The organism is Bradyrhizobium sp. Kon10 (genome assembly GCF_055807395.1).
In genome coordinates this window covers 41,649-67,458 of record NZ_JBVVOZ010000015.1, presented here as the reverse complement: position 1 = coordinate 67,458, position 25,810 = coordinate 41,649, and the positions used below count along the sequence as shown (strand labels likewise).

The following is a 25,810-nucleotide window of genomic DNA, read 5'->3' as shown; positions in this document are numbered from 1 at the left end:
AGATGGCAATTGCTAGCGAGCAGGATTCGAAAGGAAATTTAGGGTGACGATCTCGATGTACGAGGCCTCGGTCGGCCTGTTCGTGCCGCATCTGCGCAATCTGTCCGGACTGCTCGACAAGGGCGTCGCCTATGCCGAGACCCGCAAGTTCAATCCGGCCGTCCTGCTCGGGATACGGCTGTCGCCGAACATGTACGATCTGGCGCAGCAGGTCGGCGAAGCCTGCCGGCACGCCACGATCGCGCCGGCGTTGCTGGCGCAGCAGGAGCCTGTGGCGCTGCCGGCGCTGGAGCACGACATGGCCGGCCTTCAGGCGCGCATCGCAACCTCGATCGATTTTATCGAAAGCCTGCCGCGTGCCGACATCGATGCGGCGGCGGAGCGGCATGTCTTCTTCAGGCTGAAGAACGGCACCGAGCTGCCCTTCACCGGGCGGACGCTGCTGCTGACGTTCAGCGTCCCGCAGTTCTTCTTTCACGTGACGACGGCCTACGACCTGCTGCGGCACGCAGGCGTCGAGCTCGTCAAGAAGGATTATCTCGCCCGGAAGTGAGGCGATGAGCTTACGCTTCGCCCTTGCGCTCGTAATCTGCGAGCGAGCTGCGGCCTGCGATCTCGCTGCGCAGCTCTTCGAAGCGCCGATGCGCCTCGTCCTGGTGCGCATCGACGAAATGCACCGCGGCTTCGCTCGTCATCGGGCCGCTGATCACCGGCGCGGATTGTTCGCCGATGGTCTCGTGCACGTAGTACTGGCCATCGTCGCCGCGATGGACCGTCCATTTGAGGCGGATCGCGACCATCGGCCCGGGGCCGAGCTTGCTGTAGCCATCGGCGTCGGCCGGCTCTGGTACCAGCGGCTGCTCCTCGACCACGGGGTGCTCGTGCTCGTCGACGATGGAATGTTCATCGCTGACCGCGGTTTCGGACTCGGTGTCCCGGACGGCAAGCGGGGGCTCGGAGTGCTCAAAAATGCTGGCGATGGTCGCCAGCGCTTGGTCGGTCGGGTCGATTTCTGACAAGAGTCCATCCTCCAGCTCGACGCCGCCGGCAAATTGGTCCCACTGCCGGCGCGGCTGGCTTATACGCGGGTTTGATTAAGGCTGAGTTGGGGCTCGATCTGCACCAAAATGGGACGCATTCTGGCGCTGCGAAGGCGGGTGGATGGGCCACCCGCCCTGGATTCTCTTCAGCCGAGCACGTCCTGATTGATGATGTTCTGCCGGATCGGATCACCGTCGAGCACACTCAGGATGTTGCGCGCGGTCTGCTCGCTCATGCGGATCACCGCCTCGACGGTGACGCCGGCGACATGCGGAGCGATGATGACGTTGGGCAGCGCGAGCAGCGCGTGGCTGACCGGCGGCGGCTCCTGCTCGAACACGTCGATGCCGGCGCCGGCGAGCTTGCCCGTGGTCAGCGCTTCGTACAGCGCCGCTTCTTTCACGATGCCGCCGCGCGCGGTGTTGATGAGATAGGATGTCGGCTTCATCAGCCCGATACGTGCCGCGTTGAAAAGCCCGATTGTCTCCGGCGTCTTCGGGCAATGGATGGTGACGAAATCGGCGTTGGGCAGCGCGGCGTCGAGGTCGGCCACGGGTTCGCAGCCGGCGGCCTTGACCTCGGTGGCATCCTTGTAGGGATCGTAGACCTGGACCTTCATTTCCATCGCCAGGCAGCGCTTGGCGGTGCGCGTGCCGATGCGGCCGAAGCCGACGATCAGCACGGTCTTGCCGTAGAGATCGAATGGCAGCATGCCGAGGCGGTCGGCCCATCTGCCATCCTTGACGCAGGCGTGCATCTCCTGCGCGCGCTTGGCTAGCGTCAGCATCATGAACAGCGCCTGTTCGGCGACGGAGGGAGAGTTCGCGCTGCCTGCGACCATCAGCGGCACCTTGCGGCGCGAGAGGGCGGGCACGTCGACGGCGTCGTAGCCGACGCCGATCCGCGTCACCACTTTCATGTCCTTGGAGGCTTCGAGCTCGGTCTCGCCGAACGGGGTGGCGCCCAGCGCCACGCCATGGACCGGCGCATGGCTCTTCAGCAGCGCCTCGAAGTCCTTGGTCGAGATCAGGTTCGGAAACTCGACGAGCTCGATATCGTCCCGTTGGGTGAGAAGAGCGCGCGCGCCTTGCGACAAGGTTTGTGTAACGAAAATCTTCTTCTTGTTGGTCGCCATCGTCCCCCGCCTGCTCGCGCTTCTGGTCGTGCGGTCACAGCACGACGCCGGTCGCCTCGTTTAGCAGGTGCATATTGTTGAGGTCCATCGCCAAACGCATGGGTGCCCCGTCCTTGGCGCCGGCATTGGGATCGACACGGCCGCAGATCGGCGTGCCCTCGAGCCCGAAATAAACCAGGGTCTCCATCCCCATCGGCTCGGTGACGTCGAGCGCGGTATCGAAAGTCTCGACGCCGGGCTCCAGATGCGCATGCGCTTCCGTGAGATGCTCGGGGCGAATGCCGAGCAGAAGGTTTTCGGTTCGCGGCAGCGCGTTGTAGCGGGCGGCACGGGCCGGTGGCAGCGGGAAGGCGATGCGGTCGGTCAGGCGGATGTTGAGCTTGCCGCCTGACTCTTCCAGCCGGCACGGAATGAAGTTCATCGCCGGCGAGCCGATGAAGCCCGCGACGAAGCGCGTCGCCGGCTTGTGGTAGAGCTCGTTCGGCGTGCCGATCTGCTCGATGCGCCCCTTGTTCATCACCACCACGCGATCGGCCAGCGTCATCGCCTCGACCTGGTCGTGGGTGACGTAGACCGTCGTGGTGCGCACCTTCTGGTGCACCTTCTTGATCTCGATCCGCATCTGCACGCGCAGCTTGGCGTCGAGATTGGACAGCGGCTCGTCGAACAGGAAGACCTTCGGATTGCGCACGATGGCGCGGCCCATCGCGACGCGCTGGCGCTGGCCGCCGGACAGCTGCTTCGGTTTGCGGTCGATCAGGTCGGTGATGTCGAGGAGCCGCGCGGCTTCCGTCACCCGCGCCTTGATCTCGGCCTTCGGATAGTGCTTCAGCCGCAGCCCGAACGACATGTTCTCCGCGACCGTCATGTGCGGATAGAGCGCATAGTTCTGGAACACCATCGCGATGTCGCGATCCTTTGGCGGCACGTCGTTGACGACGTCGCCGCCGATCATGATGTCGCCGTCGCTGATGTCCTCGAGCCCTGCGATCATGCGCAGCGTCGTCGACTTGCCGCAGCCGGAGGGCCCCACCAGCACGATGAACTCATGGTCGGCGATGTCGAGATCGATGCCGCGCACCGCCTCGACCTCGTCGTAACGCTTGACCACCTTCCGCAATGCAACTTCAGCCATAAGACATCAACCCTTTGTCGCACCGGCGGTCAGGCCGGCAATGTAATAGTCCATCAGGAAGGCGTAGATGACCAGCGGCGGCGCGGCGCCAAGCAGCGCGCCGGTCATGATCTGCCCCCAGTTGAAAACGTCGCCCTTGATCAGCGTCGTCGTAATACCGACGGGCAGCACGAGTTGGTCGATCGACGTAGTGAAGACCAGCGGATAGAGAAACTGGGCCCAGGACACGGTGAAGGCGAAGATGGTGGCAGCGATCAGCCCCGGCAGGGCGACCGGGATGAATATCCGTGTCAGGGTCTGGAGCCATGAGGCGCCGTCGATGAGAGCAGCCTCGTCAAGCTCCTTCGGGATCGAGGCGAAATAGCCGATCATGATCCAGGTGCAGAACGGCACGGTCAGCGTCGGATAGATGAACACCAGCACGTACCACCGGTTCAGCAGAGGGATGCCGGTGAACTCCTGGACCGTCGCGAGCACCTTGAACAGCGGAATGAACAGAAGGCTGTCCGGAATGAGATAGGTGAGGAATACGCCGGTCGCGAGCGTCGCCGAGCCCCAGAACTTCATCCGCGCAAGCGCAAATGCCGCGGGGATGCTGATCAACATCGTCACGATCACGACCACGATCGAGATGATCGAGGAATTCCAGAAGAAGCGCAGGAACTGGTTCGATGTCAGGAGCTCGACATAGTTCGACAGCGTCGGGTGAAATACCCACCACGGATTGGTCGCCGCCGAAATCTCCGCGCTGCTCTTCAGTGAGGTGATCAGCATGTAGACCGGTGGTATCAGGAAGAAAATCGCAAACAGCACCAGGAAGAAGTAGGACCAACGCAACGCCCAGGTGCGGTCCCGACTCATGCTGCGCAGTTTGACTTTGCGGTTCGGTCCCGCCTTGTCGATTGCCATCGTGCTCATCAGGCTTCGTTCCCGCGTTTGGAGACATCACGCAGGATGAAGACCGCTGCGACGGCGAGGATCGGCACCATGAACAGTGAGACGCAGGCGCCGAGCGGAATGTCGCTGCTCTGGATGCCGACCTGGAACGCCCAGGTGGCGAACAGATGGGTCCGGTCGAGCGGACCGCCGGAGGTCAGGATGCGCACGATGTCGAAATTGGCGAAAGTGACGATCAGCGAGAACAGCGTGGTGATGGCGATGATGTTGCGCATCATCGGCAAGGTGATGTGCCAGATCTTCTGCCACCAATTGGCGCCGTCGATCGCTGCGGCTTCATAGAGCTGGTCGGGCACGGATTTCAGCGCAGCCAGGTACATGATCAGGAAGAATGGCGCGCCGTACCAGACGTTGACGAGAATGACGGAGAAACGCGCCCAGAAGGTATCACCGAGCCACGGAATCGGACCGATCCCGAAGAACGAGAGCGTATAGTTGAAGGCGCTGTAGGAAGGGTCGAACAGCCACAGCCAGGCCAGCGTGCTCATCGCCGGCGGGATCACCCAGGGCACCAGCAGCATGCCGCGCCATTTACGTTGCTTTTTGCCGGGAATGTTGTGGACGAAATGCGCGACGATGAAGCCGATCAGAGCCTTGAAGACCACGGCGGTAATCGCAAAAATGCAGGACTGCCTCACCACCATCCAGAACGTCTCGCGCTTGAACAGGAAGGTGAAATTGCTGAGGCCGACGAACTTCGTCATCGCCTTGTTCAGCGTCGCCAGGTAGACCGAATAGAAGGCTGGATAGAGCACGAGCAGAGCGATCAGGAGGATCAGCGGCAGCGTCAGGAAGAACGCTACGGTCGATTTCCGTCCCATTGCATTGCGCAGGCTCGCCCGTTTGCGCGGGCTCGCAGCACGAGCGAGACGGCCTTGCTCAACGACGACATCGGCCATGACGTTAGCCTCATTGCAGGACATGTGGAACGGCGAAGCTGGCGCAACGGTCAGCTTCATTGGGCACGCGGATTGATCGAGAGGTGCCTCGGCGGCTCACGCGAGAGGCGTGAACCGCCATGGCACTCACCCGGCTCAGGTCCGCATGAAGCCCTCGCACTCGCCCTCGGCCCAGGCGAGCGCCGTGTCCAGCTTCTCGCCCTGCGCAAAACGCAACGCCATCTTGGTCAGCGTCGCCTGGAAATAGATCTGTTGGGCGATCTTCGGCGGCGCCGGTGACGCGGCGATCGACAGGGTTTGGCGATGGTAGGGATCCGGATAGTGGAAGAGCGTGCCCTTCGGCGGCCCTTCCTCGGCCCAGGTCTTGAACTTCGTCATATTCGCGTAGGCCGGGAGATCATACCCGCCGCTCGCCGCGACGAACTTCTCGATCGCAGCTGGCGAGGACAGGTGAACGAGCAAGCTCTTGGCCGCTTCCTTGTTCTTCCCAAAGGCCCAGACGCCCCAGAAGTAAGGCAGGAACGGCGCGAAGCGTCCCTTCGGACCGGACGGGAAGCCGTGCGTCCAGCATTGCTCGGCGACCTGCGGCGCATCGCGCTTGGCGACCGCCCAGGCGCTCGGTGGGTTCATGATCATCGCGCCGCGGCCCGAGATCAGCCATTTGTTGTTGGAGGCGTCATCCCAGGAAGGCGCATCGGTCGGCAATACGGCGATCAGCTTCTTGTAGAACTCGAGTGCCTGCCGCACCGCGTCGGTCTTGACGGTGACGTCGCCCTTGGCATTGACGAGCTCGGCGCCGAACGACTGGAAGATTGCACCCGCCGTGTCGACGCTGTCGGTGGTCTCGCCGAGACCGATGCCGAAGGGGAAGCCGGCCTTCTGACAAGCTTCCGCGGCCTTCAAGAACGTCTCCAACGTCCAGTTGTCATCTTTCGGCGGGCTGCCGGCCGGATACATCTCCTGAACGTCGATGCCGGCGTGTTTCTTCATGAGATCAATACGGGAGCAGGGTCCCTTGATCTGGCTCCCCGGCGTGGCCGGCACGGCAAGCCATTTGCCGTCCAGCTGTCCCAGGTATTTGACGGTGCCGTTCACCTCGCCGTTCTGCTTGATGAGCGGCTCCATGACGTCGTTAAGCGGCTCGAGATTCTCGGAATAAGCATGCGGCCACCAGCTCGGCATCTGAAGAATGTCATGACCGGACTTGGCCTGCGCTTCGGCAGCGGCAGTCAATTCGATCTTCTTGTTGTTGCTGGTGATGTAATCGATCGAGACCTCGACCTTCTCCTTGTCGGCCCATTCCTTGACGAGCGCGGTGGAGGCGTCGTTGGCGCCGGGCACCCAATGGTCCCAGAAGCCGATCGAGAGCTTGCCGGCGGCGTAGGCGCCTCGGACATAGGGCGCCGTGATCAGCGCCGCGGAGGACAATGCAGTGGCAGTCACAAATTGACGTCGCGTCAGTTTCTTGCGTGACATCTCGTTTCCTCGCTTGGGTACTTGTTGTTGGAGTTTCCTCGTTCAGCTTTTTTCAGTTTTTGCTTTGCAAGTTTCTTGTTGGAGCCGCCCTTCCGATTGGAAAACCACGCGAAAAATGCGGCAAATTGGTAGCGCGATCAGATCATGATTGATTGCGTCTGTCGAGAAAGCCGAATGCCTCGCGCTCTAGAACTAACGTTGCGTATGAAACGCGGTCGCGTGCATTGGCCATGAACCGCGGCTGCTCTTTTTGCGACGCACACACGGAGCCGGCCGGATCAAGGACGATCCGTGCGCAATTACGCCGCAGTTCCGAATGAGCCTGCATAACCGCTTCGCGGCAAAGAGCTTTCGCATGGGGACGGTGGCGGTCCGCGCCTAGACCTCCGCGTGCGGAAACCGATAGAGTTGCAACCGGCAGGAGGCCTGCCGTTCGAAAGGTTGGCAGATCGAGATGGAGACCAGAATGATGACCCCGGCGCCGCCTGCGCGGCTTCGCTTGCGACGATGGCTCGCGCTCGGATCCGTCCTCACGTTGCTGCTCGGCGCCGCGGCGGTCGCGAACGCACAAGGTCTGGTCAAGGGTGTTCAGGAGGGGGCCGCGGCGGGGAACAAGGCGGCGGGGCCCGTTGGCGGCGTCCTGGGCGGCGCGATCGGCGGCGTGGTCGGTGTCTTCACCGGTGTGCTCGGCGTCAACAACAACAATGGCAGCCAGCCGGCTGCCAAGGACGCGAGCAAGGATCCCGGCAAGGATACGAGCAAGGACGCAAAGCAGCAGGGCGCCGGCAAGGACAGGGATCCCAAAAGCGCCAAGGACACCACAAAGGACACCACCAAGGCGGCCAAAGGCGCCAAGGCGACCAAGGAAGCCAAGAATGAGCCGCAGGACAAGGATGTGACGGTCCTGACCCAGAACGGCGCGCCGCAATTGACCCCCGACCAGATCGTCGCCAACAGCGATGCCTATATCGAGCGCATCAAGACCGAGCTCAACCTCACGCCTGAACAGGAGAAGCACTGGTTCGGCTTCTCCAGTTCGATGCACTATCTGGGGCACAATGGCGCGGAACGGCTCAATCTTCGGGTCGAGCGCGCCAAGCGGGATCCGCCCGACGACATCATCGAGCAGATGCGCAACGAGGCGCAGTTCCTGATCGACCGCGCCGCCGATCAGCGCAATGTCGCCGACGCCGCCGAGCCCTTGTATTCGAGTCTGGACGACAAGCAGAAGCAGGTCTTCATTCAGGAGATGGTTCACCTGAGCCACGAGCGCGGCCTGGATTGATCAAGTTGAAGCAGAACGAGCGCAGCCGAATTAACATCGCCCGCCACGAATTCGTGACCCCTCCCGCAGCTTCGAGTATGATTAGGTTAGTGCGTTGGCTGCGGGGTTGACATGACGGGCGGACTCTCCGTTTTCCTGGTCGAAGACGAGGCGTTGATCCGAATGATGATCGCCGACATGGTGGAGGAGCTTGGCCACCACGTCGTCGCGGAAGCCGACAATGTGCGGGACGCCAGCGCCTTCGCGATGACCGCGCAGTACGACCTCGCCATTCTCGATATCAATCTGATGGGCCTCTATGTCGATCCCGTCGCCGACCTGATCGAGCGCCGTGGAAAGCCGTTCATGTTCGCCACGGGCTACGGGCCGGAACTGCTGCCGTCCTTGCTCCGGCGGAGACCGATCCTGCGCAAGCCGATCGCCCTCGACGACCTCAAGGCCATGATCGAGTCGCTGTTTCCGGAAGCCACCCTCAAGGTTCCGCACTGATCGGGCAGGTAAATCGTTAGGTCAGGCATTCTGCCATAGCGTAACGAAAACGGCCGCCCAAGGGGCGGCCGTCTCAATCCAAAGTCCGGGTCGTCTCACATCAGGCCGGCGCTGAGGTCGATGCCGTGCGCCATCAGGCTGAACGAGGCGAAGAGACCCGTGCAGCAGAACACGACAATGGTCTTGAAGGAGTAGTCGCTGGATTGGCTTTCGACGCCAGCCGGAACCGCGGCGAGTGAAATCATGCTCATGTTCATTCCCCCTGTTGACCCCTGAATTGCATCAGGTGATGGGGAACTCCTACAGCACAAAGTTTGACGCGAGATTGCCAGGGATCGTTAACGGACTCGCAAGCGCTCGCGCGATCGCGTGAGTAGCGTACGCTCTGCAAGTCTCAGTTGCGGGCGCCGGCCTTCAGCACGTTGGCAATGGTATGGGCCGTCATGGCGGCGCGATCCGACGCGCGTTGCGCAGCCAGCCGCTCCCTGGCTTTTTCCTCGATCAAGAGCTCGATCAAGGCCTGCCGCTTGTCGTCGTCATCTGCCTCGGTCAGCAGCCGGTGGTAGCGGTGATAGTCGAAGCCGAGATCTGGTTTACGCATGTCACGCCCCCGTACACACGGCTGGATTGTTTCCCATCTCACACGAACCGGCAAGCGCGATCCTGCGCGGAAACGTGCATTCGATGCAATCAGCTGTGAATTGCTCAACCGCGGCGCGCGAGAAGCGCGCGGGCTTCAACCCAGATTGTGGTCGGCGAACATCTTCAGGCCGACGAAGCTGGCATCGGGTTTGGTGATCAGTCGGGTCGGGATGTTGCGCAGATAGTCCTGGAAACGCCCCTTCGCCTCGAAGCGCGCCCGGAACGCGGAGGCCGCGAGGAAGTCGGGAAAGCGCGGGGCGATCCCGCCGCCGATGTAAACGCCGCCTCGGGCCCCAAAGGTCACCGCGAGATTGCCCGCGACGGAGCCGAGGATCGCGCAAAACATACTGAGCGTCGCGCGGCTGAGCTCGCAGCTGCCGTCCAGCGCGGCTCTGGTGATGCCGGCGGCGTCGCGCTGCGGCATCTGCACGCCATCGACCTCCGCCAGCGCCTCGTAAAGGCTTTGCAGGCCGGAGCCGGACAGCGCGCCGCGCTCGATCGAGACGTGACCCTGGCGCCGACGCAGGCAGGCGATGACGCGTTCCTCGCGTTCGTTCTCCGCCGGCAGGGTCGCGTGGCCGGCCTCGGTGACGACGGCCAGCCGCGCACCATGGCGCTCGACCAGGCAGGATACCCCGAAGCCCGTCCCGGGGCCGATCACCAGCAACGGCTCTCCCGGCAAGCCATCCTGTCCGCCGAGCGGAATGAGGTCGCTTGGCTGCAAGGCGGGTAGGGACCAGGCCACCACCTCGAAATCATTGAGCACATGGACGCTGTCGAAGCCGAGCGCCGGCTGGAGCTCGTTGCCGTCGATGATCCACGGGCTGTTGGTCATGACGCAGCGATTGTTCGTGACCGGACCGGCGACGGCCAGCACGGCTCTGGCCGGCTTTTCGCCGGCGGTCCGTCGCAGCACATCGGTGATGGCTTCCTGGACCGTCAGGTGGTCGGCGACCTTCACATAGTCGATTGCTCCGATCTGGTCGCTCTCACTCAGCGCGAAGCGCGCATTGGTGCCGCCGATATCGGCGAGAAGAATCGTTCCTGGCTTGCCGATACTCATGCTCATCTGGCTACCGCGGCCTTGCCGGCTGCGCGAGCCTTTTTCCTCCGCTCCTTCGATCCGCATGTCGCGGACATGGCAGAATCCGCCCTTGGATGAGGCTAGTCAACACGGACCGCGCCAAAGCGTTGCATGCTGGGGACGAAGGTCGGACGATTTGCGCGACATCCCTGCAGTGTCGGTGGTTGCGAAGCAGCCCGGGAAGATCGACATTCATGCAAGCGGCCGGCGCCCGTTGCGCCGGGCCGATGCAATGGAGCCTGCGATGAAGGCGTCCGACCGTGACGTGCTCCTCGTGATCGACGTGCAGAACGACTTCTGCACGGGCGGCGCGCTCGCCGTCCCCGGCGGCGAGCGAGTCGTGCCGACCATCAACCGTATCGCCCAAAATTTCGCCAATGTGGTGCTGACCCAGGACTGGCATCCGCGCGACCATGTCTCGTTTGCGGCGAACCATGCGGGGCGGCAGCCATTCCAGACCATCGAGCTCGATTATGGTCCCCAGGTGCTCTGGCCATCCCATTGCGTGCAGGGCACGTCCGGCGCCGAATTCCACCAGGCGCTCGAGATCACCCGGGCAAGCCTGGTGGTGCGCAAGGGCTTTCGCCCCGGCATCGATTCCTATTCGGCCCTGTTCGAGAACGATCACCGGACGCCGACCGGCCTGCTCGGATATTTGCGCGAGCGCGAGCTGAAGACGGTGTTCGTCGCCGGGCTCGCGCTCGATTATTGCGTTCGCTTTTCCGCGGAGGATGCCCGCAAGGCAGGGTTGGAGGTGGCCGTCATCGAGGACGCCTGCCGCGGCCTCGATCTGCTCGGCTCGATCGCCGCGGCCCATCAGAGTTTTCGGGACCTTGGCGTTTCCGTCATGAGCAGCGAGGCGTTCCAGTGAAGATCGCGAGGTAGTCGTGGCAGAGAACAGCGGCAAACACCCGAAGGGAGCGGCGCATGTGTCGCAGGATGCGCTGCTGTGGCCGTTTGAAGCGGCTCGTCTTGCCATGGATGCCTGTTTCTGGTGGCTGGAGCACCGCCCGGCGGAGCAGGACGAAAGCAGCCTGCCGTGGGCCACCCCCAACACCGTGGCGCTGGAGCTTGCGACCATGCGCCTGCGCGAATGCACCAGGGCGCGGTCAGGCCACGCAGCCCTGGTTTGTGCACCCTATGCGCTGCATCGCGCGCTGATCGCGGACTTCGCGCCCGGCCACAGCGTGGTGCAGTCGCTACAAAATGGCGGCATCGACCGGGTCTATCTCACCGACTGGCGCTCCGCCGCGCCGGACATGCGCTATCTCTCGATCGACAGCTATCTCGCCGACCTCAATGTCGCCGTCGACGCGATCGGTCCGCCCGTCGATCTCGTCGGCCTGTGCCAGGGCGGATGGTTGTCGCTGCTCTACGCAGCGCGTTTTCCGGCCAAGGTGCGGCGGCTGGTTTTGGTTGGCGCTCCGGTCGATCTCGCGATCGACTCGTCGCTGTGCCGGCTTGCCCGCAATGCGCCTGAAATGGTCTACGACCAGCTCGTCGCACGTGGCGGCGGCAATGTCAGCGGCGAGGAGATGCTGCGTGTCTGGTCGAAAGCGCCAAGCCACGACGACATCGCGGCGGCCTTGCAGAGGGATCTCGCCGGCGAGGAAGGCGCGGCACTGCTCGCGCGCTTCGACCGCTGGAACACCGAAACGCTCAATCTCCCCGGCACCTACTATCTCCAGATCGTCAACTGGATTTTCCGGGAGAACCGCATTGCGAGCGGCCAGTTCACGGCACTCGGGCGCGCGATTGATCTGAAGGACGTCAAGACGCCCGTGTTCCTGCTGGCGGGCCTCGACGACGAGGTGGTGCCGGCCGCGCAAGCGCTCGCCACCGCCAAGCTCCTCGGCACGCCGCCGGCGTTCATTGCGGCGGCCTCCGAGCCCAGCAACCATCTCGGTCTGTTCATGGGCGCACGCACGCATGCCTATGCCTGGGTCCGGATCACCGAATGGCTGCGCGAGGATCGGCCCGGCGTGCTGGCGCGCAGCGCCTGACACCGCCGGCGGGGCGGGGCAGGCGAGTTGCAATTCCGTTATGCATGACGGCGAATGGCCTGCACGGGGCGGCGTCGATGGGCTAAATACAGTCGGAGCCGATGGCGGCCGGATCACCTCCGGTCGCGAAGAGATCGAAGGTACTGCGCTCGATGAGTTTTCACTCGATTTACGCCCACGGATTTGCGCGCGTCGCGGCCTGCGTCACGACGTCCCATGTGGCCGATCCCACCGCCAACGCCAAGGCGGTTCTGGCGGCGGCGCATGCCTGCCACGAGCAGTCGGTGGCGGTCGCCGTGTTTCCCGAGCTGTGCCTGTCCGGCTATGCGATCGAAGACCTCGTCAAGCAGGATCCGCTGCTCGATGCGGTCGAGCGGGGGCTCGCCACGATCGTCGAGGCCTCCTCGGCCCTGATGACCGTTCTCATCGTCGGCGCGCCGCTGCGCTTCGGGGCCCGCATCTACAATTGCGCGGTCGTCATTCACCGCGGCAACGTCCTTGGCATCGTGCCGAAGAGCTACCTGCCGACCTATCGCGAATTCTACGAAGGGAGGCATTTCGCCTCCGGCGCTGGGATCGTCGGAGAGGTGATCGCGATCGGCGCGCTACGCGCACCCTTCGGGGTCGATCTGCTGTTTGCGGCCGAGGACGTTCCTGGCCTGACGATTGGCCTCGAGATCTGCGAGGACATGTGGATCCCGGTGACGCCGGCCTCGGAGCTGGCGCTCGCGGGCGCGAGCGTGCTGATCAACCTCTCGGGCAGCCCGATCACGATCGGCCGGGCGCGCTCGCGCGCATTGCTGTGCCAATCGACCTCGGCGCGCTGCCTTGCGGCTTACGTCTATTCTGCCGCCGGAGCAGGGGAATCCACCACTGATCTGGCGTGGGACGGCCAGACTTCGATCTACGAAAACGGCGTGCTGCTGGCCGAGGGCGAGCGGTTCCGGCAGGGCGGGCAGATCACGCTTGCGGACGTCGATCTCGACCTGCTGCGACAGGAACGCGCGCTGATGGGGACGTTCGACGACAACCGTCGCCAGCGCGATGGCTTCTTCCGCAAAATCACGTTCGCCCTTGAGCCACCGGCCGCCGATATTGGCTTCCTGCGCAAGGTCGAACGTTTTCCGTTCGTCCCGAGCGACGAGAGCCTGCTCGAACAGGATTGCTATGAAGCCTACAACATCCAGGTCGCCGGCCTGGTGCAGCGCCTGCGCGCCACCGGCACCAAGCGTGTGGTCATCGGCGTGTCGGGTGGGCTCGATTCCACCCACGCCCTGATCGTCGCCGCCAAGGCGGTCGACCTGCTCGGCCTCCCGCGCGAAAACATCCTCGCCTACACCATGCCGGGCTTTGCCACCGGCACCGAGAGCAAGACCAATGCGTTCGCGCTGATGAAGTCGTTGCAGACGACTTGGCAGGAACTCGATATCCGCACGACGGCCACGCAGATGCTGAAGGACATTGGCCATCCCTTCGGCAAGGGCGAGATGGTCTACGACGTCACCTTCGAGAACGTGCAGGCGGGCCTGCGCACGGATTATCTGTTCCGGCTCGCCAACCATCATGGCGGCCTCGTCATCGGCACCGGCGACCTCTCCGAGCTCGCGCTCGGCTGGTGCACCTACGGCGTCGGCGACCAGATGGCGCATTACAATGTCAATGCCGGCGTGCCGAAGACGCTGATCCAGCATCTGATCCGCTGGGTGATCGCCTCGAAACAGTTCAGCGACGACGTCAACCGGACCCTTGCATCGATCCTGTCGGCCGAGATTTCGCCGGAGCTGGTTCCGGCCAAGCCCGGCGAGAAGCCGCAAAGCACCGAAGCCGCGGTCGGGCCGTACGAACTCCAGGACTTCAACCTGTTCTACACGCTGCGGTTCGGCATGCGGCCCTCCAAGATCGCGTTCATGGCGCTCCAGGCGTGGAAGGATGTTGCGAAGGGCGAGTGGCCGCCGGCGTTCCCGAACGACCGGCGCAAGGCCTATGATCTTCCCGAAATCCGTCGGTGGCTCGAGGTGTTTCTGCGCCGCTTCTTCGCCTTCAGCCAGTTCAAGCGATCGGCCATGCCGAACGGACCGAAGGTTTCGGCCGGCGGCTCGCTGTCGCCGCGTGGCGACTGGCGCGCGCCCTCGGATTCGAGCGCAGCGGCATGGCTTGAGGATCTGGAACGAAACGTGCCGGTTTGAGCAGGGGATGAGCCATGTCGACCGGTGATGCGTCCGAGCGGGGCGACGTCCAGAACAGCGTTCGCAATGGCCTCTACATCTTTGAAATTGAGATGCGCGATGGCAAGCGCGGCCAGGCCAAAGGTGTCGTCGTGCTCTGCGATGGCCGCATCATGGGCGGCGACAGTTATTTCTACTACACCGGCAGCTACACCTTCCGGAACGGCAAGTGGCGCGGCGACATGACCGTCAATCAGCACACCGAGGCCGTCGGCAAGACACTCGCCTTCGGCGGCAGAGAGGTGACCTGCGGCTTCTCGGGCCACTACTCCGCCGACCGCGCCGAGGTTGAAGGCATGGCGCTGGTCGGCAAGACCAGCGTAACGTTCACGGCGCGGCTCACGCTGAAGGACGCGATGTGAGCGCGATCTGATCCGGCGCGCCGATGAGCGCGTCCCGCCGTTCCCCCTTCAGGAACCTTCACGCGAGCGCGACGTTCGCCTCTGTTGGAAAAATGACGAGGAGAGGGATATGCGCAAGCATTTGATGTTGTCGACTGCCGCCGTCGGGCTGATGCTCGCATCGGGCCTGGCCTATGCTCAGGCGCCCGGTGAGCGAAAAGACGAACCGAAACGTACCGAGGAGCCGGCGAAAGGCGCCGCGCAGCAGCACGAACGTGGATCGGCCCAGGAACGGACTCAGGAACGCGGTCCGGAACGCGCGCAAGGCGGCCAGGAGAAAATGCAGGGGGCCGGACGGGAAGATAAGGGCGGCGCCAATCGCCAGGCCAGCGAAGAGAAGAACCGGCCCGCGGCGGCTTCCGAGCGCAATCAACCCAACGCGAAAGAGCAGGCGCAGGAATCCCGCGAGCCGGGGCGAGATCGCAACCGCGAGGCGGAAAGCGCCAAGCAGGGCCGTGAGAGTGGGAAGAACGAGACTGGCAAGAACGACACTGCCAAGAGCGACACTGCCAAGAGCGACGCTGGCAAGAACGAGAGCGGCAAGAGCAGCGCCGAGACGAAGCCGGACAAGTCGGCACCGCAGAAGTCGACGGCCGAGTCCGAGAAATCAAAGGCGGGAACAGCTGGCGAGCACAATGACCGCGCGGGCACGGCGGCGAACCAGAACGAGCGGAACCAGAACCAACCACCGCGCAACGCCGCCGAGCAGCAGCAGCCTGCGCAACAGGGCAACCGTCCGGCCACGGCAACCGACACCAACCGGACCCCTGCGACCAACAATGCACAGACGACGCCCTCTCAAACGGGCACGCAGACCAATCAAGCCAATCAATCAACTCAGACCAACACCCAGGTCAGCCAGCAGACCCGCATCAATCCCGAAAAGCAGGTGCGGATCTCCGAAACCTTGAGCCGCGAACGCATCGAACCCGAGCGCAACCTGAACATCTCGATCCGCGTCGGCGAGACGATTCCGCCGCGCGTCCGTCTTCACCGATTGCCGCCCGACATCGTTTCGATCGAGCCCGAATATCGCGACTACGAATATTTCGCGACCGATGACGACGTCGTCATTGTAGAGCCCCAGACGCATCGGATCGTCAGCGAGGTGCCGCGCGATCCCTCGCGCGCCCGGGCGCAAATGAACGATCGTGGCGGGTCGAGCATGGCGGCAGCCAGTGGTAGCAGCGGGACCAGCAACGTGAACTGCCGCATCATGCGGCGCGACGCGTCCGGCAACGTCACCGAAGCAGAACCGTCAACGGTCGGCTCGAGCGCCCGCACGGACTCGTTGAGCGTGACTGTTCAGTTGCCCGGCGGCGGCTCGTCCGCACCGATCGCGCTCGGAGCCCCGACCGGTGACATCGTGGTCGCCACGCAAGGGCAGGGCGATTGCACCGTGACGATCGAGCCGCAGACGCGCTGAGCGCCCAACGCACGAAAACGCGCCGCCAGGCTGGAAAGCCGGGCGGCGCGTGATCGCTTTCAATATCAAAAGCACGAGGTCCGGAGTGCCTAGGAGTCCGGACCTCGTAACCTTGCCCCAGCCTTTGATCCCCCGCCCACGTGGTCCCCCAACCCCATGTAGCGCGATCAGAGGGTGATGCCCTTGGAAGGCCGCCGATCGATATGCGCGATGTACGCGACATCAGAATAGGACTCCATTCCGGATCACTACGGATTCGAACGTGCTTGATTCCGCGCGATGACCATGCGCCTGCACGCGCTGCTGCTAGCCTTGGACGTCCGAGTTCCTGCCGCGCCCCAGCGCAAATTGGCCAACCGGGCCCTCGGCATGGAATTCCAGCTCCGTCATCCTCGCGAACAGATCGATGTTGGTGCTGCCGATGGCGCAGCCGCCGAGTCCCATATCGGTCGCAGTCAAATAGAATGTCTGAATGAGGCTGCCGACATCCTTCAGGATCAGCGAGTAGGCGATTGCGCTGTATTTCCAGGAGATCCGGCCAAAGCGCGCGGCAATCGTGATCAGGATTTGCGGCTGACCAGGGGCATCCATGGCAAACTGGGCGGCCGCCGCGTGCGCCTGGAGTTGTCGAGTGGAAGCGCCGATCGCGACCAGCGCGTGGCTCGCTGCATCGTAGTGGTAGAGGCCGCGCGCCAGCCCTTCGCAATTCGTGACCGTCAGGTACAATTCCAGCTCGTAGGCGCTGCCGGCTGACGGATACGGCCGCGTGCTGTAGGTGACGTCGGTCCCGCCCTCGAAATACGAGCCACTCTTCCATTCGGACAGGACGCGCGCGGTGGTGTCGAGAAACTGCGCAAGCTCGCCGAGCGTGACCGGATGCTTGTCGTCGAAATCCCGTGTTGAATGGCGCTCGCGCAACAGCTTCGGGAAGGGAGAGTTCGGTTCGGCGCGGGCGAATTTGCGCAGGTCGATCTTGCTGCCGGGCCAGGGCGGCCGCACCGCCGGCAGCGGTGGAACGGCGTTCGCATAGGTGAAGGCGGCGCCGACAGGATTGGCTTGGCGGCCCTCCGTACTGCGCGTGTGAAACACCAGATCGTGGAAATCCCAGAGCACGAGATTGCCGTCGCCTTCATCCACCCGAAGGCCGTCTCCGTCTTTGGCGTCGAGCTTGATCAAGATCTGGCTGTCCAGCAACAGTTCGAGCAGACACAGCGTGGACGACGCCGCCCGCAGGTTGAGCTTGCTGATCTTCCGAGGCTGCGACAGCTCGGCAAGGGTCGTGGCGATGGCGGGGTCGCCGATCCGGAACAGCGCGCCTGCGCGCGGCGATTCCAGCACCATCTCGTTGCCGCGCCGGCGCAGATAGGCAAAGCGAGACAACACGACGGTGTCACGGCTGCCGAGCTTCGCACGTCGCGGCCAGTAGTCGGCGATCTGGGGCTCGATGATCACGAGGTCCTGTTCATGACGCGGCGAGGAGAGGCGGTATTCCAGAAGCCCGTGCCGGGCCAACCGACGCACGAGCGCGTCGACTTCCCTGGCGAGCACGCTCTTCCCTGCAAAGGACGCGAGCGAAAGGCCGGTGCTCAGGTCGCGGGCGCGAACCGTCGCGGCCTGGCTGAACTGGCCGAGGCTGACGGAATAGTCTCCCAGCGAGGCGGCGACGTTTCCGTCCATCTGCATCTGAAGCGAGAAGCGATGGCTCAGTCGAGCAGCAATCTCCGGCGCGGTCTTCCTGGTCGACTTTTTCCGGGGAGCGTGCACGAAACAGCAGCCCTTCAGGTGTGCGGAAGAAACGGCGTCAGTTCGCTTTCCAATCGCGGCCGCTCCAGCAATCCAAGCTTTACCGGCACGTCGTAGAGGCGGCCGGGCGCGAAGCGGCGATAGAAATGACGCAGGCCCGGCACCAGCACCCTGACGACGGGAACCTCGACATCAGGCCTTGTCTGGTCGAGCACGAGGAAATCGTAGCCTGCACGGGCGGCGATCTCGACGCAGGCAATGACCTGGTCCCGCGTATTGCTGTGCAGATCGAGGCTTGGCGCCGGCGGGACGATCGGGCGCTCACTCGGTATCAGAAACGGATAATCTTCCAGGCGCAGCGGCGTGACACCGTCGAGGCTCGGCTTCTCGCCGCTTGCACCGCCCATCATGCCGACGGACATGAATTGGGTCAGCTCGGTGAGGGAGCGCAGCAGCGCGATACGTCGATCGAAATGCGCGCCCGAACCGAACTCGATATTCTCGTGTCCATTCTGCATCCAGTGCATGATGGCCACGTAGGTTGGAATGCCGAGATCGCTGGTGATGTCGAGCACCCACAGCTTGCGCCCGGCTTCCGCAAATTGGCTCTGGAGGTCGCGGACATAGAAATCGTCGAACTGCGCGAGATCAACCTCGGCGCGCTGCACCCGGTTGTACCACCAGATCGCATAGGCATCGCGCTCGATCAGCTCGAGGAAGCCCTGGACGATGGCTTCGTCGCGGGTGTTGCCGGCCGCGCAGCCGTTGGAATCCGTGTGGAAGCCGCCATAGAAGAAGTACAGCAGGCCGGTCGGCAGGTATTTGAAGCGCTTGTCGCGCAACGATGAGACCGGCGACCACTCGGTCTTCGCCGCGACATCGAACGGCTCCGGCACCGGATGGGAATCGTCCGGCTGCTGGAGGAACCTGTGGTTGAACTGCGTGTCGCTGAACAGCTGAATATCGTTGGGAAGAATTGCGTCGCCCGGCGCGAAATCGCCGAAGCTGCGCGTCGTCCTGATCTCGTCACCCTGGAAAATGCCCGAATAACGCTCGATCGACTCCATCAGCGCGCTGGCCTCGCCCTGCTCGGCGGTCGAGCCCTTGCCGAAACTGCCGCCGCTCAATCCGGACCGGAGCTGGTCGATGCTGTGGGCCGGCGCGGAGAAATTATGTTGGGCAAAATAATTGGTGTTCATCGGCAGATCGGCGTCGATCCGCTCGAGCCTGGTCACCACGCCTGTGAGCGGGCTCACATGCTTGCGGAAGCGCGACACCGTAGCCCTAGAGGTCACGGTGCGATATCCACCGCTGGTCATGACGAGCTTCTTGCCTTCGCCGATCTCGACGGGGATCGGAGGCCGGCGCGGGTTGTTCAGCTTCCTGCTGCCACACGTCGGGCATTGCGGGCGTCGCGCGACGTAGTGCTTGGCGATGACGGCACCGGGCAGGTCGAAGCTTGCGATGTGATCGCGCAGATCGGTGCGAAAGCCCGAGGCGATTGCTTTCGCGATCTCGACAGCTGCGAAATGGATTGCGCTCTGTCCGACGCTTTCGCTGACGAGCGGCGATACGGCGACCGCACGCGCCGGTCCCCGGTCGAGAAACCCCTTGATCTCGCGGTTGCGGATCATGCGATCGAACAGGCAGATCCAGCAGGCGCTCTCGCCAGGCTTGAACACGGGTCCGACCAGTGGAAATGCGCCGGAGGGCTGCACCAGCAGCCATGGGGTCTTGCCGGTCACACGCTCCTGGTTCAGATCGCCGAGCCGTCGATCAAGATAATCGTTCACCAGCGTGATCGTGAGCTTCGGCGCGCGGTTTGCGATCTGAACGCCGAGCTTGCTCAAGGCAGCGGTCAGCTCCTTGGCGCCTTTGACGTCCATCGCCTCGACCTGCACGGAGCAGCCGCGAAGATTCTGTTCCGCGATCTGCGGAGACAGGCCGAGGCTTGCCCAGAAACCGCCGACGGTCTCGTTGAAAGCTTGCGAGGTCCGCGCAATGACATATCGGCGATTGAGCAGCCGCTTGATTGCTTCCTCGATCTTGTCGGCCGGGAAGCGCTTCGAAAGCCGGCGCATGATCTCCGGCCTGGTCCTGCCATGTTGTCCGATGGCGTTGGCCAAGGCGCAATAGAGCTCGCCATGCAGGAAAAACTTGCGATCCTCGGAATAGAGGCAAACCGCATCGGGAGGTAGTTCGTAGGCGGTGAAGTTCGGTGCAAATCGGAGAATGTCTTTGCGGCTCTGCCGCGCAACGCGGGTCTTGCGATTGGCCGTCATTGAGTGAGCACGCTGATCCTGTTGCCGTTACCTCGGATCGCCGGCGCAAGCGCGGTCGCGAAACCAAGCAATTGGCCGGACCCGTTCTCGGGGCCGGCCAATGATCTATCGGATTCTCGACACGCCATTCGGAACGCGCCGGAGTCTAGCACCAGCGGCAACGGCCCCACGATGCGCAGCAACCGGCGCACCCCACGGCGCATCCCACCACGCCAACGGCGCAGCCTCGGCAACCGACGCCACATCGGCAGCCCCGGCATCCCCGACAGCCACGGCATCCGCGACAACCACCGCATCCACGGTAAGCCACCTGCACGCGGCCAGCTACGTCTTCCTTGTCGAACAGGTGGAACGTGGCGAGGCTGACGTCGGCCATTTCCTCTTCGCCGAAGGTGATGGCCTGATCCGATCCGAAGTTCGGCAATTGCCGTACATCGGGGGTAGGCACGGCGGACGCCATTGCGCTTCCCGCCAGCGAAAACGTCAACCCTGCGGCTCCGAATGCCGGCACGGCGACTTTGGTCACTCGCTTTTTCGCTTTAGAACTCTGCTTCGCCTGCCGCATGGTCGAACCTCCGAGCATTGCAAGAAGCATCCCAGCCGCGGTAAGTCTACGCCCTGAAAATGAGGCAAGCAACAATGATGCGGACAAAAACATTGTGCCGCACGCTCAGGAAGCATTCATCTTCATGACATTCATGTTCGTGAACAGTATCGGCGCGTTGCGTTGGTGCTGCTTGGTGCAGTGCCGCAAGACGGAAGCGTGAACGGAGAGATCGGCGTGGATCAGCCAGAGCGCTTCGCTTGGTATGAACTCCTGACCACAGACGTTGCGGCCGCCAGCGCGTTTTATCGCGAGGTGGTTGGCTGGACTTTGAAGGACGAGTCAACGTCGGAGCTGGCCTACACGGTGCTTCGTAACGGCAGCGCGCCGGTCGGCGGATTGATGGATCTGCCGGAAGAGGGGCGGCGGATGGGGGCAACGCCGAGATGGATGGGTTACGTCGCCGTCGACGATCTGGACGGGATCGCCGCGCGGATCGGGCGTCTCGGTGGTGCGATCATGGTGCCGCCGACCGACACCAATATCGGCCGAATAGCCGTCGTTGCCGATCCGCAGCAAGCGACGTTCGGGCTGATCGCGCAACCCACATATGGCGACCGGAAATCAGGCCGGCCGGACGAGCCGGGACGCGTTGGCTGGCATGAGCTGCTGGCCGCCGACCGGACCGCGATCTTCGATTTCTACAAGGAGCTGTTCGGCTGGCAGAAGGCCGACGCCCAAACCGATCCGGCGGATTTGTATCAATTGTTTTCCGCGGGTGGGCAGACCGTCGGCGGCATGCTGACGAAGTTTCCGAGTGTCGCGCAGCCGAGCTGGCTGCATTACTTCAACGTCGACGACATCGGCGCTGCGGCGAAGCAGGTGAATGCTGGCGGCGGACGGATTCTCCAGGGGCCGATCGAATTGCCCGATGGCTGCTGGATCGCGCGATGCGTCGATCCCCAGGGCGCCCTGTTTGCATTGCAGGGTACGCGAGGTCCGGCAGGCATCGCGCCATCCTCGGCCTCGGAAATCACGTGGTCCGCCAAGTGGGGCGAGACTGAGTCTCAGGGCAGAATGGTGCTGCCCGATCCAAAGTCCAAGCCAAAGCCGAAGCCCAATCCAAAGCCAAAGCGCTAACGCCTGATCCGGACCGGTGCGAACCGGTTCTGGCAACCGACATCGCCATAGCCCGCGCCCGGAGCAGGGGAGGCCTGCGACAGGCCGATCCGGCCCGGTCGGGGCCAAGTTCCCGTTGCGCCTGATCACCCCGTGCGCTATCCGGCCGGAAAGGCCTGAGCGGCTTCGATATTTCCCGCCCGGCCAGCCAAACCCAGGACGGAAACCGCCATGCCAGCCTATCGCTCCCGCACCACCACCCACGGCCGCAACATGGCGGGCGCCCGCGGCCTCTGGCGCGCGACCGGCATGAAAGATGGCGACTTCGGCAAGCCGATCATCGCGGTGGTCAACTCCTTCACCCAGTTCGTGCCCGGCCACGTCCATCTCAAGGACCTCGGCCAGCTCGTCGCCCGCGAGATCGAGCAGGCCGGCGGCGTCGCCAAGGAGTTCAACACCATCGCGGTCGACGACGGCATCGCCATGGGCCATGACGGCATGCTCTACAGTCTGCCGTCGCGCGAGCTGATCGCCGACAGCGTCGAGTACATGGCCAACGCCCATTGCGCCGACGGCCTGGTCTGCATCTCCAATTGCGACAAGATCACGCCCGGCATGCTGATGGCCGCGCTGCGCCTCAACATCCCTGCGGTGTTCGTCTCCGGCGGCCCGATGGAAGCCGGCAAGGTCAAGCTCCAGGGCAAGACCAAGGCCGTCGACCTCATCGACGCGATGGTTGCCGCAGCCGATAGCAAGGTCAGCGACGAGGACGTCAAGGTGATCGAGCGCTCGGCGTGCCCGACCTGCGGCTCCTGCTCGGGCATGTTCACGGCGAATTCGATGAACTGCCTCACCGAGGCGCTGGGTCTGGCGCTGCCCGGCAACGGCACGGTCGTGGCGACCCATGCCGATCGCAGGCGTCTGTTCGTCGAGGCCGGCCATACCATCGTCGATATCGTGCGCCGCTTCTACGAACAGGAAGATGCCTCCGTGCTGCCGCGCAATGTCGCCAACTTCAAGGCGTTCGAGAACGCGATGACGCTGGACATTGCGATGGGCGGCTCGACCAACACGGTGCTGCATCTGCTTGCGGCTGCCCATGAAGGTGAGGTCGCGTTCACGATGCGCGACATCGACCGCCTGTCGCGCCGCGTGCCCGTGCTGTGCAAGGTCGCACCATCAGTCGCCGACGTGCATGTCGAGGACGTGCATCGCGCCGGCGGTATCATGGGCATTCTCGGCGAGCTCGACCGCGCCGGCCTGATCGACACCTCCGTGTCGACCGTGCACGCGCCGACCATGAGCGACGCGCTGGAGCGCTGGGACGTCAAGCGCTCGAAGAGCGAAGCGGTGCGCACCTTCTTCCGCGCCTCGCCCGGCGGCATCCCGACGCAAGTGGCCTTCAGCCAGGAGCGCCGCTACGACGAGCTCGATACCGATCGCGAGAAGGGCGTGGTTCGCAATCTCGAGCACGCCTTCAGCAAGGACGGTGGGCTTGCCGTGCTCTACGGCAATCTCGCGCAGGACGGCTGCATCGTGAAGACCGCCGGGGTCGACGCCTCGATCCTGAAATTCTCCGGCCCAGCCCGCGTGTTCGAAAGCCAGGACGCAGCGGTCGAGGGCATCCTGGGCGGCAAGGTCGTCGCCGGCGAGGTCGTGGTCATCATCTACGAGGGCCCGCGCGGCGGTCCCGGCATGCAGGAGATGCTCTATCCGACCAGCTATCTGAAATCGATGGGGCTCGGCAAAGCCTGCGCGCTCGTCACTGATGGTCGTTTCTCGGGCGGCTCGTCCGGCCTGTCGATTGGCCATCTGTCGCCGGAAGCCGCCGAAGGCGGCAATATCGGCCTCGTGCGCACCGGCGACCGCATCGCGATCGACATTCCGAACCGCAGCATCAGCCTTGAGGTCTCCGACGAGGAACTCGCCAGCCGCCGCACGGCGGAAGAGGCCAAGGGCGATGCCGCCTGGCAGGCGCAGAATCGCAAGCGCAACGTTTCGACCGCGCTGCAGGCCTATGCGGCGCTCACCACCAGCGCCGCGCGCGGCGCGGTGCGCGAAGTGAAGCGGCGCGTGAAGTAGACTGCTTGTAGCCTGGATGGAGCCAATGGTCGGCGCAAAGCGCCGCCCATTGGTGCGATCCGGGGCAAGTGCGAGAGCGGAGGATCGGCCCCCGGATTGCGCTGCGCTCCATCCGGGCTACGCGTCCGGCAACGCTGGCGCGGCATGCATGGTCAATGAATCCTTATCGATGGTCCGCGGCTTCGCGTTCGCATTAAGGATGCCCCGACGAACTTCGGCAGCCTGGGATTTCGCGGCGTATAATGCTGCGACCTTCAAATCCATTTCGGGCAACTGGGGCGCCACCACAATGTCTCGTACTCTTGCTGTCGTTTTCTCAACGGCCGTCGCCGCGATGTCGATGACGGGCGCGGCTTCCGCCGGCTGCTACAATTGCTACACGCCGCCGCCGTGCACGACCTGCTATCAGCAGCAATATGTGCAGCCGCAATACCGCACCGTCGACGAGACCGTGATGGTGTCGCCCGGCGCCACGATCGCCCATCGTGCGCCGGCGCAGTATCGCACCGTGATGGTCCCGCAGACGGTAATGGTGGCGCCGCCGAGCGTCCAGTACGAGCGCATCCCGCCGCAATACGCCACGCGCCAGCGCGTCGAGATGGTCTCGCCGGGGTATTCCTATTACGCCCCGGTGGCCACGGGCTGCGCCTCCTGCGGGTACTGAGGCTAGCCACAGCGGAAGATTTCGCGCGGCGCTCCCCAGGAGCGCCGCGTTTTCTTTTTCGGCCGCCGAAACGCTGTCGGTGAAGGGAAGGGCGCCGACATCAGCTCGCATCAGCGCGAGCGGTGTCGAAAGCCAAGCCACGCAGGATTCCGAATTCCGATAGCACCCGGTACTCCACCGGAGATGCGCAGCCGTCCAACTGGAACTACCCTGCGGGGCTTCCGGACGGACTTGGATGACGCGCGCCGACGAGCAGGGTAACCCACCAATCCTCATTTGCAGCAAATGCAGGAGCCCGATGGACTACCTTGCGACGCTGCCAGAGATTGTAAACCTGCCCCCCGTGTATGCCTACAGGTGCCTGCCGTGTCGGAGGGTCGATACGATCGTTCTGAAATCGAGCCGCTCCGCCAAGAGGTCCGCCAAGAGGCTTGTCCACAGCCACGACCGGCGGTAGCCCGCAGTCGCTCGCGCCTCCCAGCAATGGATAATTTGCGGTCTGCTGGGAAGCCCCTTCAATGGTGGCATGCAGCATCGCGCCAGCGGATCGTCGGTCCGCTTCCCGCTCGGCACTCCTGCCGACTGGATCGCAGACGGCCACGTCACTTGTAACGTCCAGTGCAATGGCTGCGCCCGCATGGTCGACGTCCGTCTCGACGCACTGCCACAAGGACGGCCATGGGCACAGGTCGCGCGCTCCATGGTCTGCCAGGCCTGCGGCGCAGGCGCCTCCAACGTCGTTCCGAACTGGCATGACATGCCGGATCGAGCGGTGCCGTTTACGCGGAAGTGGCGGCGCCCGTGAAGTTCCGACCCTGCCGATAGATCCGCCCAACACGCTCTGGAACGATTGATTGTGCCGGCGTTTGGGAGCGGGCAATGACGAGCAAATCCATCATTCTCTTTCCCGGGATGATCAAGCCGCTACGGCTGGCCCGTGTCTACGGCTTCCTGATCCAGCGCGGCGACGGCCTCTACCATCCGGGGGGCAACCAGCGGATATGTACGATGGCGATGGCGCGGAAGATGGTCGAAGGCGGCTGGCTCGAACAGCACGGCCAGCGCTATGAGCCGACAGAGCAAGGTCTGCGCGCGGCAGAATGAGCCCGCCGCCGGGATCGGAAGCGGAACAGGCCGGGTCGGCAGCTCCCTGCCGGCATTATCTTACCATATTCCCA

At 63.7% G+C, this 25,810-nt stretch carries 24 protein-coding genes; 13 read left to right on the top strand and 11 right to left on the bottom strand.

The window, feature by feature from the left end:
• The first annotated feature begins 55 nt into the window (after positions 1-55).
• Positions 56-553 carry a DUF1993 domain-containing protein gene (locus AC0L2O_RS21375; protein WP_473371138.1) on the top strand — a complete coding sequence of 166 codons (498 nt, stop codon included), beginning with the start codon at positions 56-58 and terminating at the stop codon, positions 551-553.
• Between the two features lie 10 nt (positions 554-563).
• Here the strand turns inward: AC0L2O_RS21375 and AC0L2O_RS21370 are convergent, their stop codons facing one another.
• The 6 genes from AC0L2O_RS21370 to AC0L2O_RS21345 form a co-directional block, all read right to left on the bottom strand.
• Positions 564-1,019 carry a hypothetical protein gene (locus tag AC0L2O_RS21370; RefSeq protein ID WP_369723597.1) on the bottom strand — a complete coding sequence of 152 codons (456 nt, stop codon included), beginning with the start codon at positions 1,017-1,019 and terminating at the stop codon, positions 564-566.
• Positions 1,020-1,186: 167 nt separating this feature from the next.
• Positions 1,187-2,176 (bottom strand): hydroxyacid dehydrogenase, encoded by a 990-nt coding sequence (locus AC0L2O_RS21365; RefSeq protein WP_473371081.1) that lies wholly within the window; start codon positions 2,174-2,176, stop codon positions 1,187-1,189.
• Between the two features lie 34 nt (positions 2,177-2,210).
• Entirely contained in the window at positions 2,211-3,311 is a 1,101-nt protein-coding gene (locus tag AC0L2O_RS21360) for an ABC transporter ATP-binding protein (protein WP_473371080.1), read from the bottom strand.
• Positions 3,312-3,317: 6 nt separating this feature from the next.
• Entirely contained in the window at positions 3,318-4,229 is a 912-nt protein-coding gene (locus AC0L2O_RS21355) for a carbohydrate ABC transporter permease (protein WP_369723594.1), read from the bottom strand.
• The gene (locus tag AC0L2O_RS21350; protein ID WP_369726757.1) at positions 4,229-5,167 is read right to left on the bottom strand and encodes a carbohydrate ABC transporter permease; all 939 of its coding nucleotides are present in this window, start codon (positions 5,165-5,167) and stop codon (positions 4,229-4,231) included. Before AC0L2O_RS21350 ends, AC0L2O_RS21355 begins: the two co-directional genes overlap by 1 nt.
• A 135-nt stretch (positions 5,168-5,302) precedes the next feature.
• The gene (locus AC0L2O_RS21345) at positions 5,303-6,643 is read right to left on the bottom strand and encodes an ABC transporter substrate-binding protein (protein ID WP_473371079.1); all 1,341 of its coding nucleotides are present in this window, start codon (positions 6,641-6,643) and stop codon (positions 5,303-5,305) included.
• 466 nt (positions 6,644-7,109) lie between these two features.
• Here AC0L2O_RS21345 and AC0L2O_RS21340 point away from each other — a divergent pair, with 466 nt between their 5' ends.
• Together AC0L2O_RS21340 and AC0L2O_RS21335 are read left to right on the top strand one after the other, a co-directional pair.
• Complete coding sequence (locus tag AC0L2O_RS21340; protein WP_473371078.1) at positions 7,110-7,928, top strand: Spy/CpxP family protein refolding chaperone; 819 nt, start codon at positions 7,110-7,112, stop codon at positions 7,926-7,928.
• Positions 7,929-8,039: 111 nt separating this feature from the next.
• Entirely contained in the window at positions 8,040-8,417 is a 378-nt protein-coding gene (locus AC0L2O_RS21335) for a response regulator (protein ID WP_473371077.1), read from the top strand.
• A gap of 95 nt (positions 8,418-8,512) precedes the next feature.
• On the opposite strand, the gene AC0L2O_RS21330 is transcribed toward AC0L2O_RS21335, so the two are convergent.
• From AC0L2O_RS21330 to glk, 3 genes are all read right to left on the bottom strand, one after another.
• On the bottom strand, positions 8,513-8,668 hold the full coding sequence (locus AC0L2O_RS21330) for a hypothetical protein (RefSeq protein WP_369723590.1): 156 nt from the start codon (positions 8,666-8,668) through the stop codon (positions 8,513-8,515).
• Between the two features lie 143 nt (positions 8,669-8,811).
• Positions 8,812-9,018, bottom strand: a complete 207-nt coding sequence (locus tag AC0L2O_RS21325) for a hypothetical protein (RefSeq protein WP_369723589.1) — start codon at positions 9,016-9,018, stop codon at positions 8,812-8,814.
• 135 nt (positions 9,019-9,153) lie between these two features.
• Positions 9,154-10,122 carry a glucokinase gene (glk, locus tag AC0L2O_RS21320; protein WP_473371137.1) on the bottom strand — a complete coding sequence of 323 codons (969 nt, stop codon included), beginning with the start codon at positions 10,120-10,122 and terminating at the stop codon, positions 9,154-9,156.
• A 253-nt stretch (positions 10,123-10,375) separates the two neighbouring features.
• On the opposite strand from glk, the gene pncA reads away from it, so the two are divergent.
• From pncA to AC0L2O_RS21295, 5 genes are all read left to right on the top strand, one after another.
• Entirely contained in the window at positions 10,376-11,014 is a 639-nt protein-coding gene (gene pncA, locus AC0L2O_RS21315; protein ID WP_473371076.1) for a bifunctional nicotinamidase/pyrazinamidase, read from the top strand.
• 16 nt (positions 11,015-11,030) lie between these two features.
• Positions 11,031-12,146: an alpha/beta fold hydrolase gene (locus AC0L2O_RS21310; RefSeq protein WP_369723586.1), complete on the top strand. Its 1,116-nt coding sequence runs from the start codon at positions 11,031-11,033 to the stop codon at positions 12,144-12,146.
• Between the two features lie 152 nt (positions 12,147-12,298).
• Positions 12,299-14,332, top strand: coding sequence for an NAD(+) synthase (locus AC0L2O_RS21305; protein ID WP_473371075.1), 2,034 nt, complete (start codon positions 12,299-12,301; stop codon positions 14,330-14,332).
• Between the two features lie 14 nt (positions 14,333-14,346).
• Positions 14,347-14,733, top strand: a complete 387-nt coding sequence (locus AC0L2O_RS21300; protein WP_473371074.1) for a GrlR family regulatory protein — start codon at positions 14,347-14,349, stop codon at positions 14,731-14,733.
• Positions 14,734-14,842: 109 nt separating this feature from the next.
• On the top strand, positions 14,843-16,198 hold the full coding sequence (locus AC0L2O_RS21295; RefSeq protein WP_473371073.1) for a DUF1236 domain-containing protein: 1,356 nt from the start codon (positions 14,843-14,845) through the stop codon (positions 16,196-16,198).
• Between the two features lie 306 nt (positions 16,199-16,504).
• Here the strand turns inward: AC0L2O_RS21295 and AC0L2O_RS21290 are convergent, their stop codons facing one another.
• Positions 16,505-17,881: a SagB/ThcOx family dehydrogenase gene (locus AC0L2O_RS21290; protein WP_473371136.1), complete on the bottom strand. Its 1,377-nt coding sequence runs from the start codon at positions 17,879-17,881 to the stop codon at positions 16,505-16,507.
• Between the two features lie 95 nt (positions 17,882-17,976).
• Positions 17,977-20,223, bottom strand: coding sequence for a TOMM precursor leader peptide-binding protein (locus AC0L2O_RS21285; protein ID WP_473371072.1), 2,247 nt, complete (start codon positions 20,221-20,223; stop codon positions 17,977-17,979).
• A 781-nt stretch (positions 20,224-21,004) separates the two neighbouring features.
• Between AC0L2O_RS21285 and AC0L2O_RS21280 the strand changes: the two genes are divergently transcribed.
• From AC0L2O_RS21280 to AC0L2O_RS21260, 5 genes are all read left to right on the top strand, one after another.
• On the top strand, positions 21,005-21,907 hold the full coding sequence (locus AC0L2O_RS21280; RefSeq protein ID WP_473371071.1) for a VOC family protein: 903 nt from the start codon (positions 21,005-21,007) through the stop codon (positions 21,905-21,907).
• A 210-nt stretch (positions 21,908-22,117) separates the two neighbouring features.
• The gene (gene ilvD / locus AC0L2O_RS21275; protein ID WP_473371070.1) at positions 22,118-23,968 is read left to right on the top strand and encodes a dihydroxy-acid dehydratase; all 1,851 of its coding nucleotides are present in this window, start codon (positions 22,118-22,120) and stop codon (positions 23,966-23,968) included.
• 340 nt (positions 23,969-24,308) lie between these two features.
• Complete coding sequence (locus tag AC0L2O_RS21270) at positions 24,309-24,632, top strand: hypothetical protein (RefSeq protein WP_369726755.1); 324 nt, start codon at positions 24,309-24,311, stop codon at positions 24,630-24,632.
• Between the two features lie 526 nt (positions 24,633-25,158).
• A complete protein-coding gene (locus AC0L2O_RS21265) occupies positions 25,159-25,437 on the top strand; it encodes a hypothetical protein (protein WP_409188793.1) in 279 nt (92 codons plus the stop codon).
• A 74-nt stretch (positions 25,438-25,511) separates the two neighbouring features.
• Positions 25,512-25,736 (top strand): hypothetical protein, encoded by a 225-nt coding sequence (locus tag AC0L2O_RS21260; RefSeq protein ID WP_369723580.1) that lies wholly within the window; start codon positions 25,512-25,514, stop codon positions 25,734-25,736.
• Positions 25,737-25,810 lie beyond the last annotated feature (74 nt).

Excerpts from the sequence above, each read along its gene's own strand:
- AC0L2O_RS21375 (WP_473371138.1), top strand. The coding sequence starts at position 56 with ATGTACGAGGCCTCGGTCGGCCTGTTCGTGCCGCATCTGCGCAATCTG.
- AC0L2O_RS21365 (WP_473371081.1), bottom strand. The coding sequence starts at position 2,176 with ATGGCGACCAACAAGAAGAAGATTTTCGTTACACAAACCTTGTCGCAA.
- AC0L2O_RS21360 (WP_473371080.1), bottom strand. The coding sequence starts at position 3,311 with ATGGCTGAAGTTGCATTGCGGAAGGTGGTCAAGCGTTACGACGAGGTC.
- AC0L2O_RS21355 (WP_369723594.1), bottom strand. The coding sequence starts at position 4,229 with ATGAGCACGATGGCAATCGACAAGGCGGGACCGAACCGCAAAGTCAAA.
- AC0L2O_RS21350 (WP_369726757.1), bottom strand. The coding sequence starts at position 5,167 with ATGGCCGATGTCGTCGTTGAGCAAGGCCGTCTCGCTCGTGCTGCGAGC.
- AC0L2O_RS21345 (WP_473371079.1), bottom strand. The coding sequence starts at position 6,643 with ATGTCACGCAAGAAACTGACGCGACGTCAATTTGTGACTGCCACTGCA.
- AC0L2O_RS21340 (WP_473371078.1), top strand. The coding sequence starts at position 7,110 with ATGATGACCCCGGCGCCGCCTGCGCGGCTTCGCTTGCGACGATGGCTC.
- AC0L2O_RS21335 (WP_473371077.1), top strand. The coding sequence starts at position 8,040 with ATGACGGGCGGACTCTCCGTTTTCCTGGTCGAAGACGAGGCGTTGATC.
- AC0L2O_RS21330 (WP_369723590.1), bottom strand. The coding sequence starts at position 8,668 with ATGAGCATGATTTCACTCGCCGCGGTTCCGGCTGGCGTCGAAAGCCAA.
- AC0L2O_RS21325 (WP_369723589.1), bottom strand. The coding sequence starts at position 9,018 with ATGCGTAAACCAGATCTCGGCTTCGACTATCACCGCTACCACCGGCTG.
- glk (WP_473371137.1), bottom strand. The coding sequence starts at position 10,122 with ATGAGTATCGGCAAGCCAGGAACGATTCTTCTCGCCGATATCGGCGGC.
- pncA (WP_473371076.1), top strand. The coding sequence starts at position 10,376 with ATGGAGCCTGCGATGAAGGCGTCCGACCGTGACGTGCTCCTCGTGATC.
- AC0L2O_RS21305 (WP_473371075.1), top strand. The coding sequence starts at position 12,299 with ATGAGTTTTCACTCGATTTACGCCCACGGATTTGCGCGCGTCGCGGCC.
- AC0L2O_RS21300 (WP_473371074.1), top strand. The coding sequence starts at position 14,347 with ATGTCGACCGGTGATGCGTCCGAGCGGGGCGACGTCCAGAACAGCGTT.
- AC0L2O_RS21295 (WP_473371073.1), top strand. The coding sequence starts at position 14,843 with ATGCGCAAGCATTTGATGTTGTCGACTGCCGCCGTCGGGCTGATGCTC.
- AC0L2O_RS21290 (WP_473371136.1), bottom strand. The coding sequence starts at position 17,881 with ATGCAGATGGACGGAAACGTCGCCGCCTCGCTGGGAGACTATTCCGTC.
- AC0L2O_RS21285 (WP_473371072.1), bottom strand. The coding sequence starts at position 20,223 with ATGACGGCCAATCGCAAGACCCGCGTTGCGCGGCAGAGCCGCAAAGAC.
- ilvD (WP_473371070.1), top strand. The coding sequence starts at position 22,118 with ATGCCAGCCTATCGCTCCCGCACCACCACCCACGGCCGCAACATGGCG.
- AC0L2O_RS21270 (WP_369726755.1), top strand. The coding sequence starts at position 24,309 with ATGACGGGCGCGGCTTCCGCCGGCTGCTACAATTGCTACACGCCGCCG.
- AC0L2O_RS21265 (WP_409188793.1), top strand. The coding sequence starts at position 25,159 with ATGCAGCATCGCGCCAGCGGATCGTCGGTCCGCTTCCCGCTCGGCACT.
- AC0L2O_RS21260 (WP_369723580.1), top strand. The coding sequence starts at position 25,512 with ATGACGAGCAAATCCATCATTCTCTTTCCCGGGATGATCAAGCCGCTA.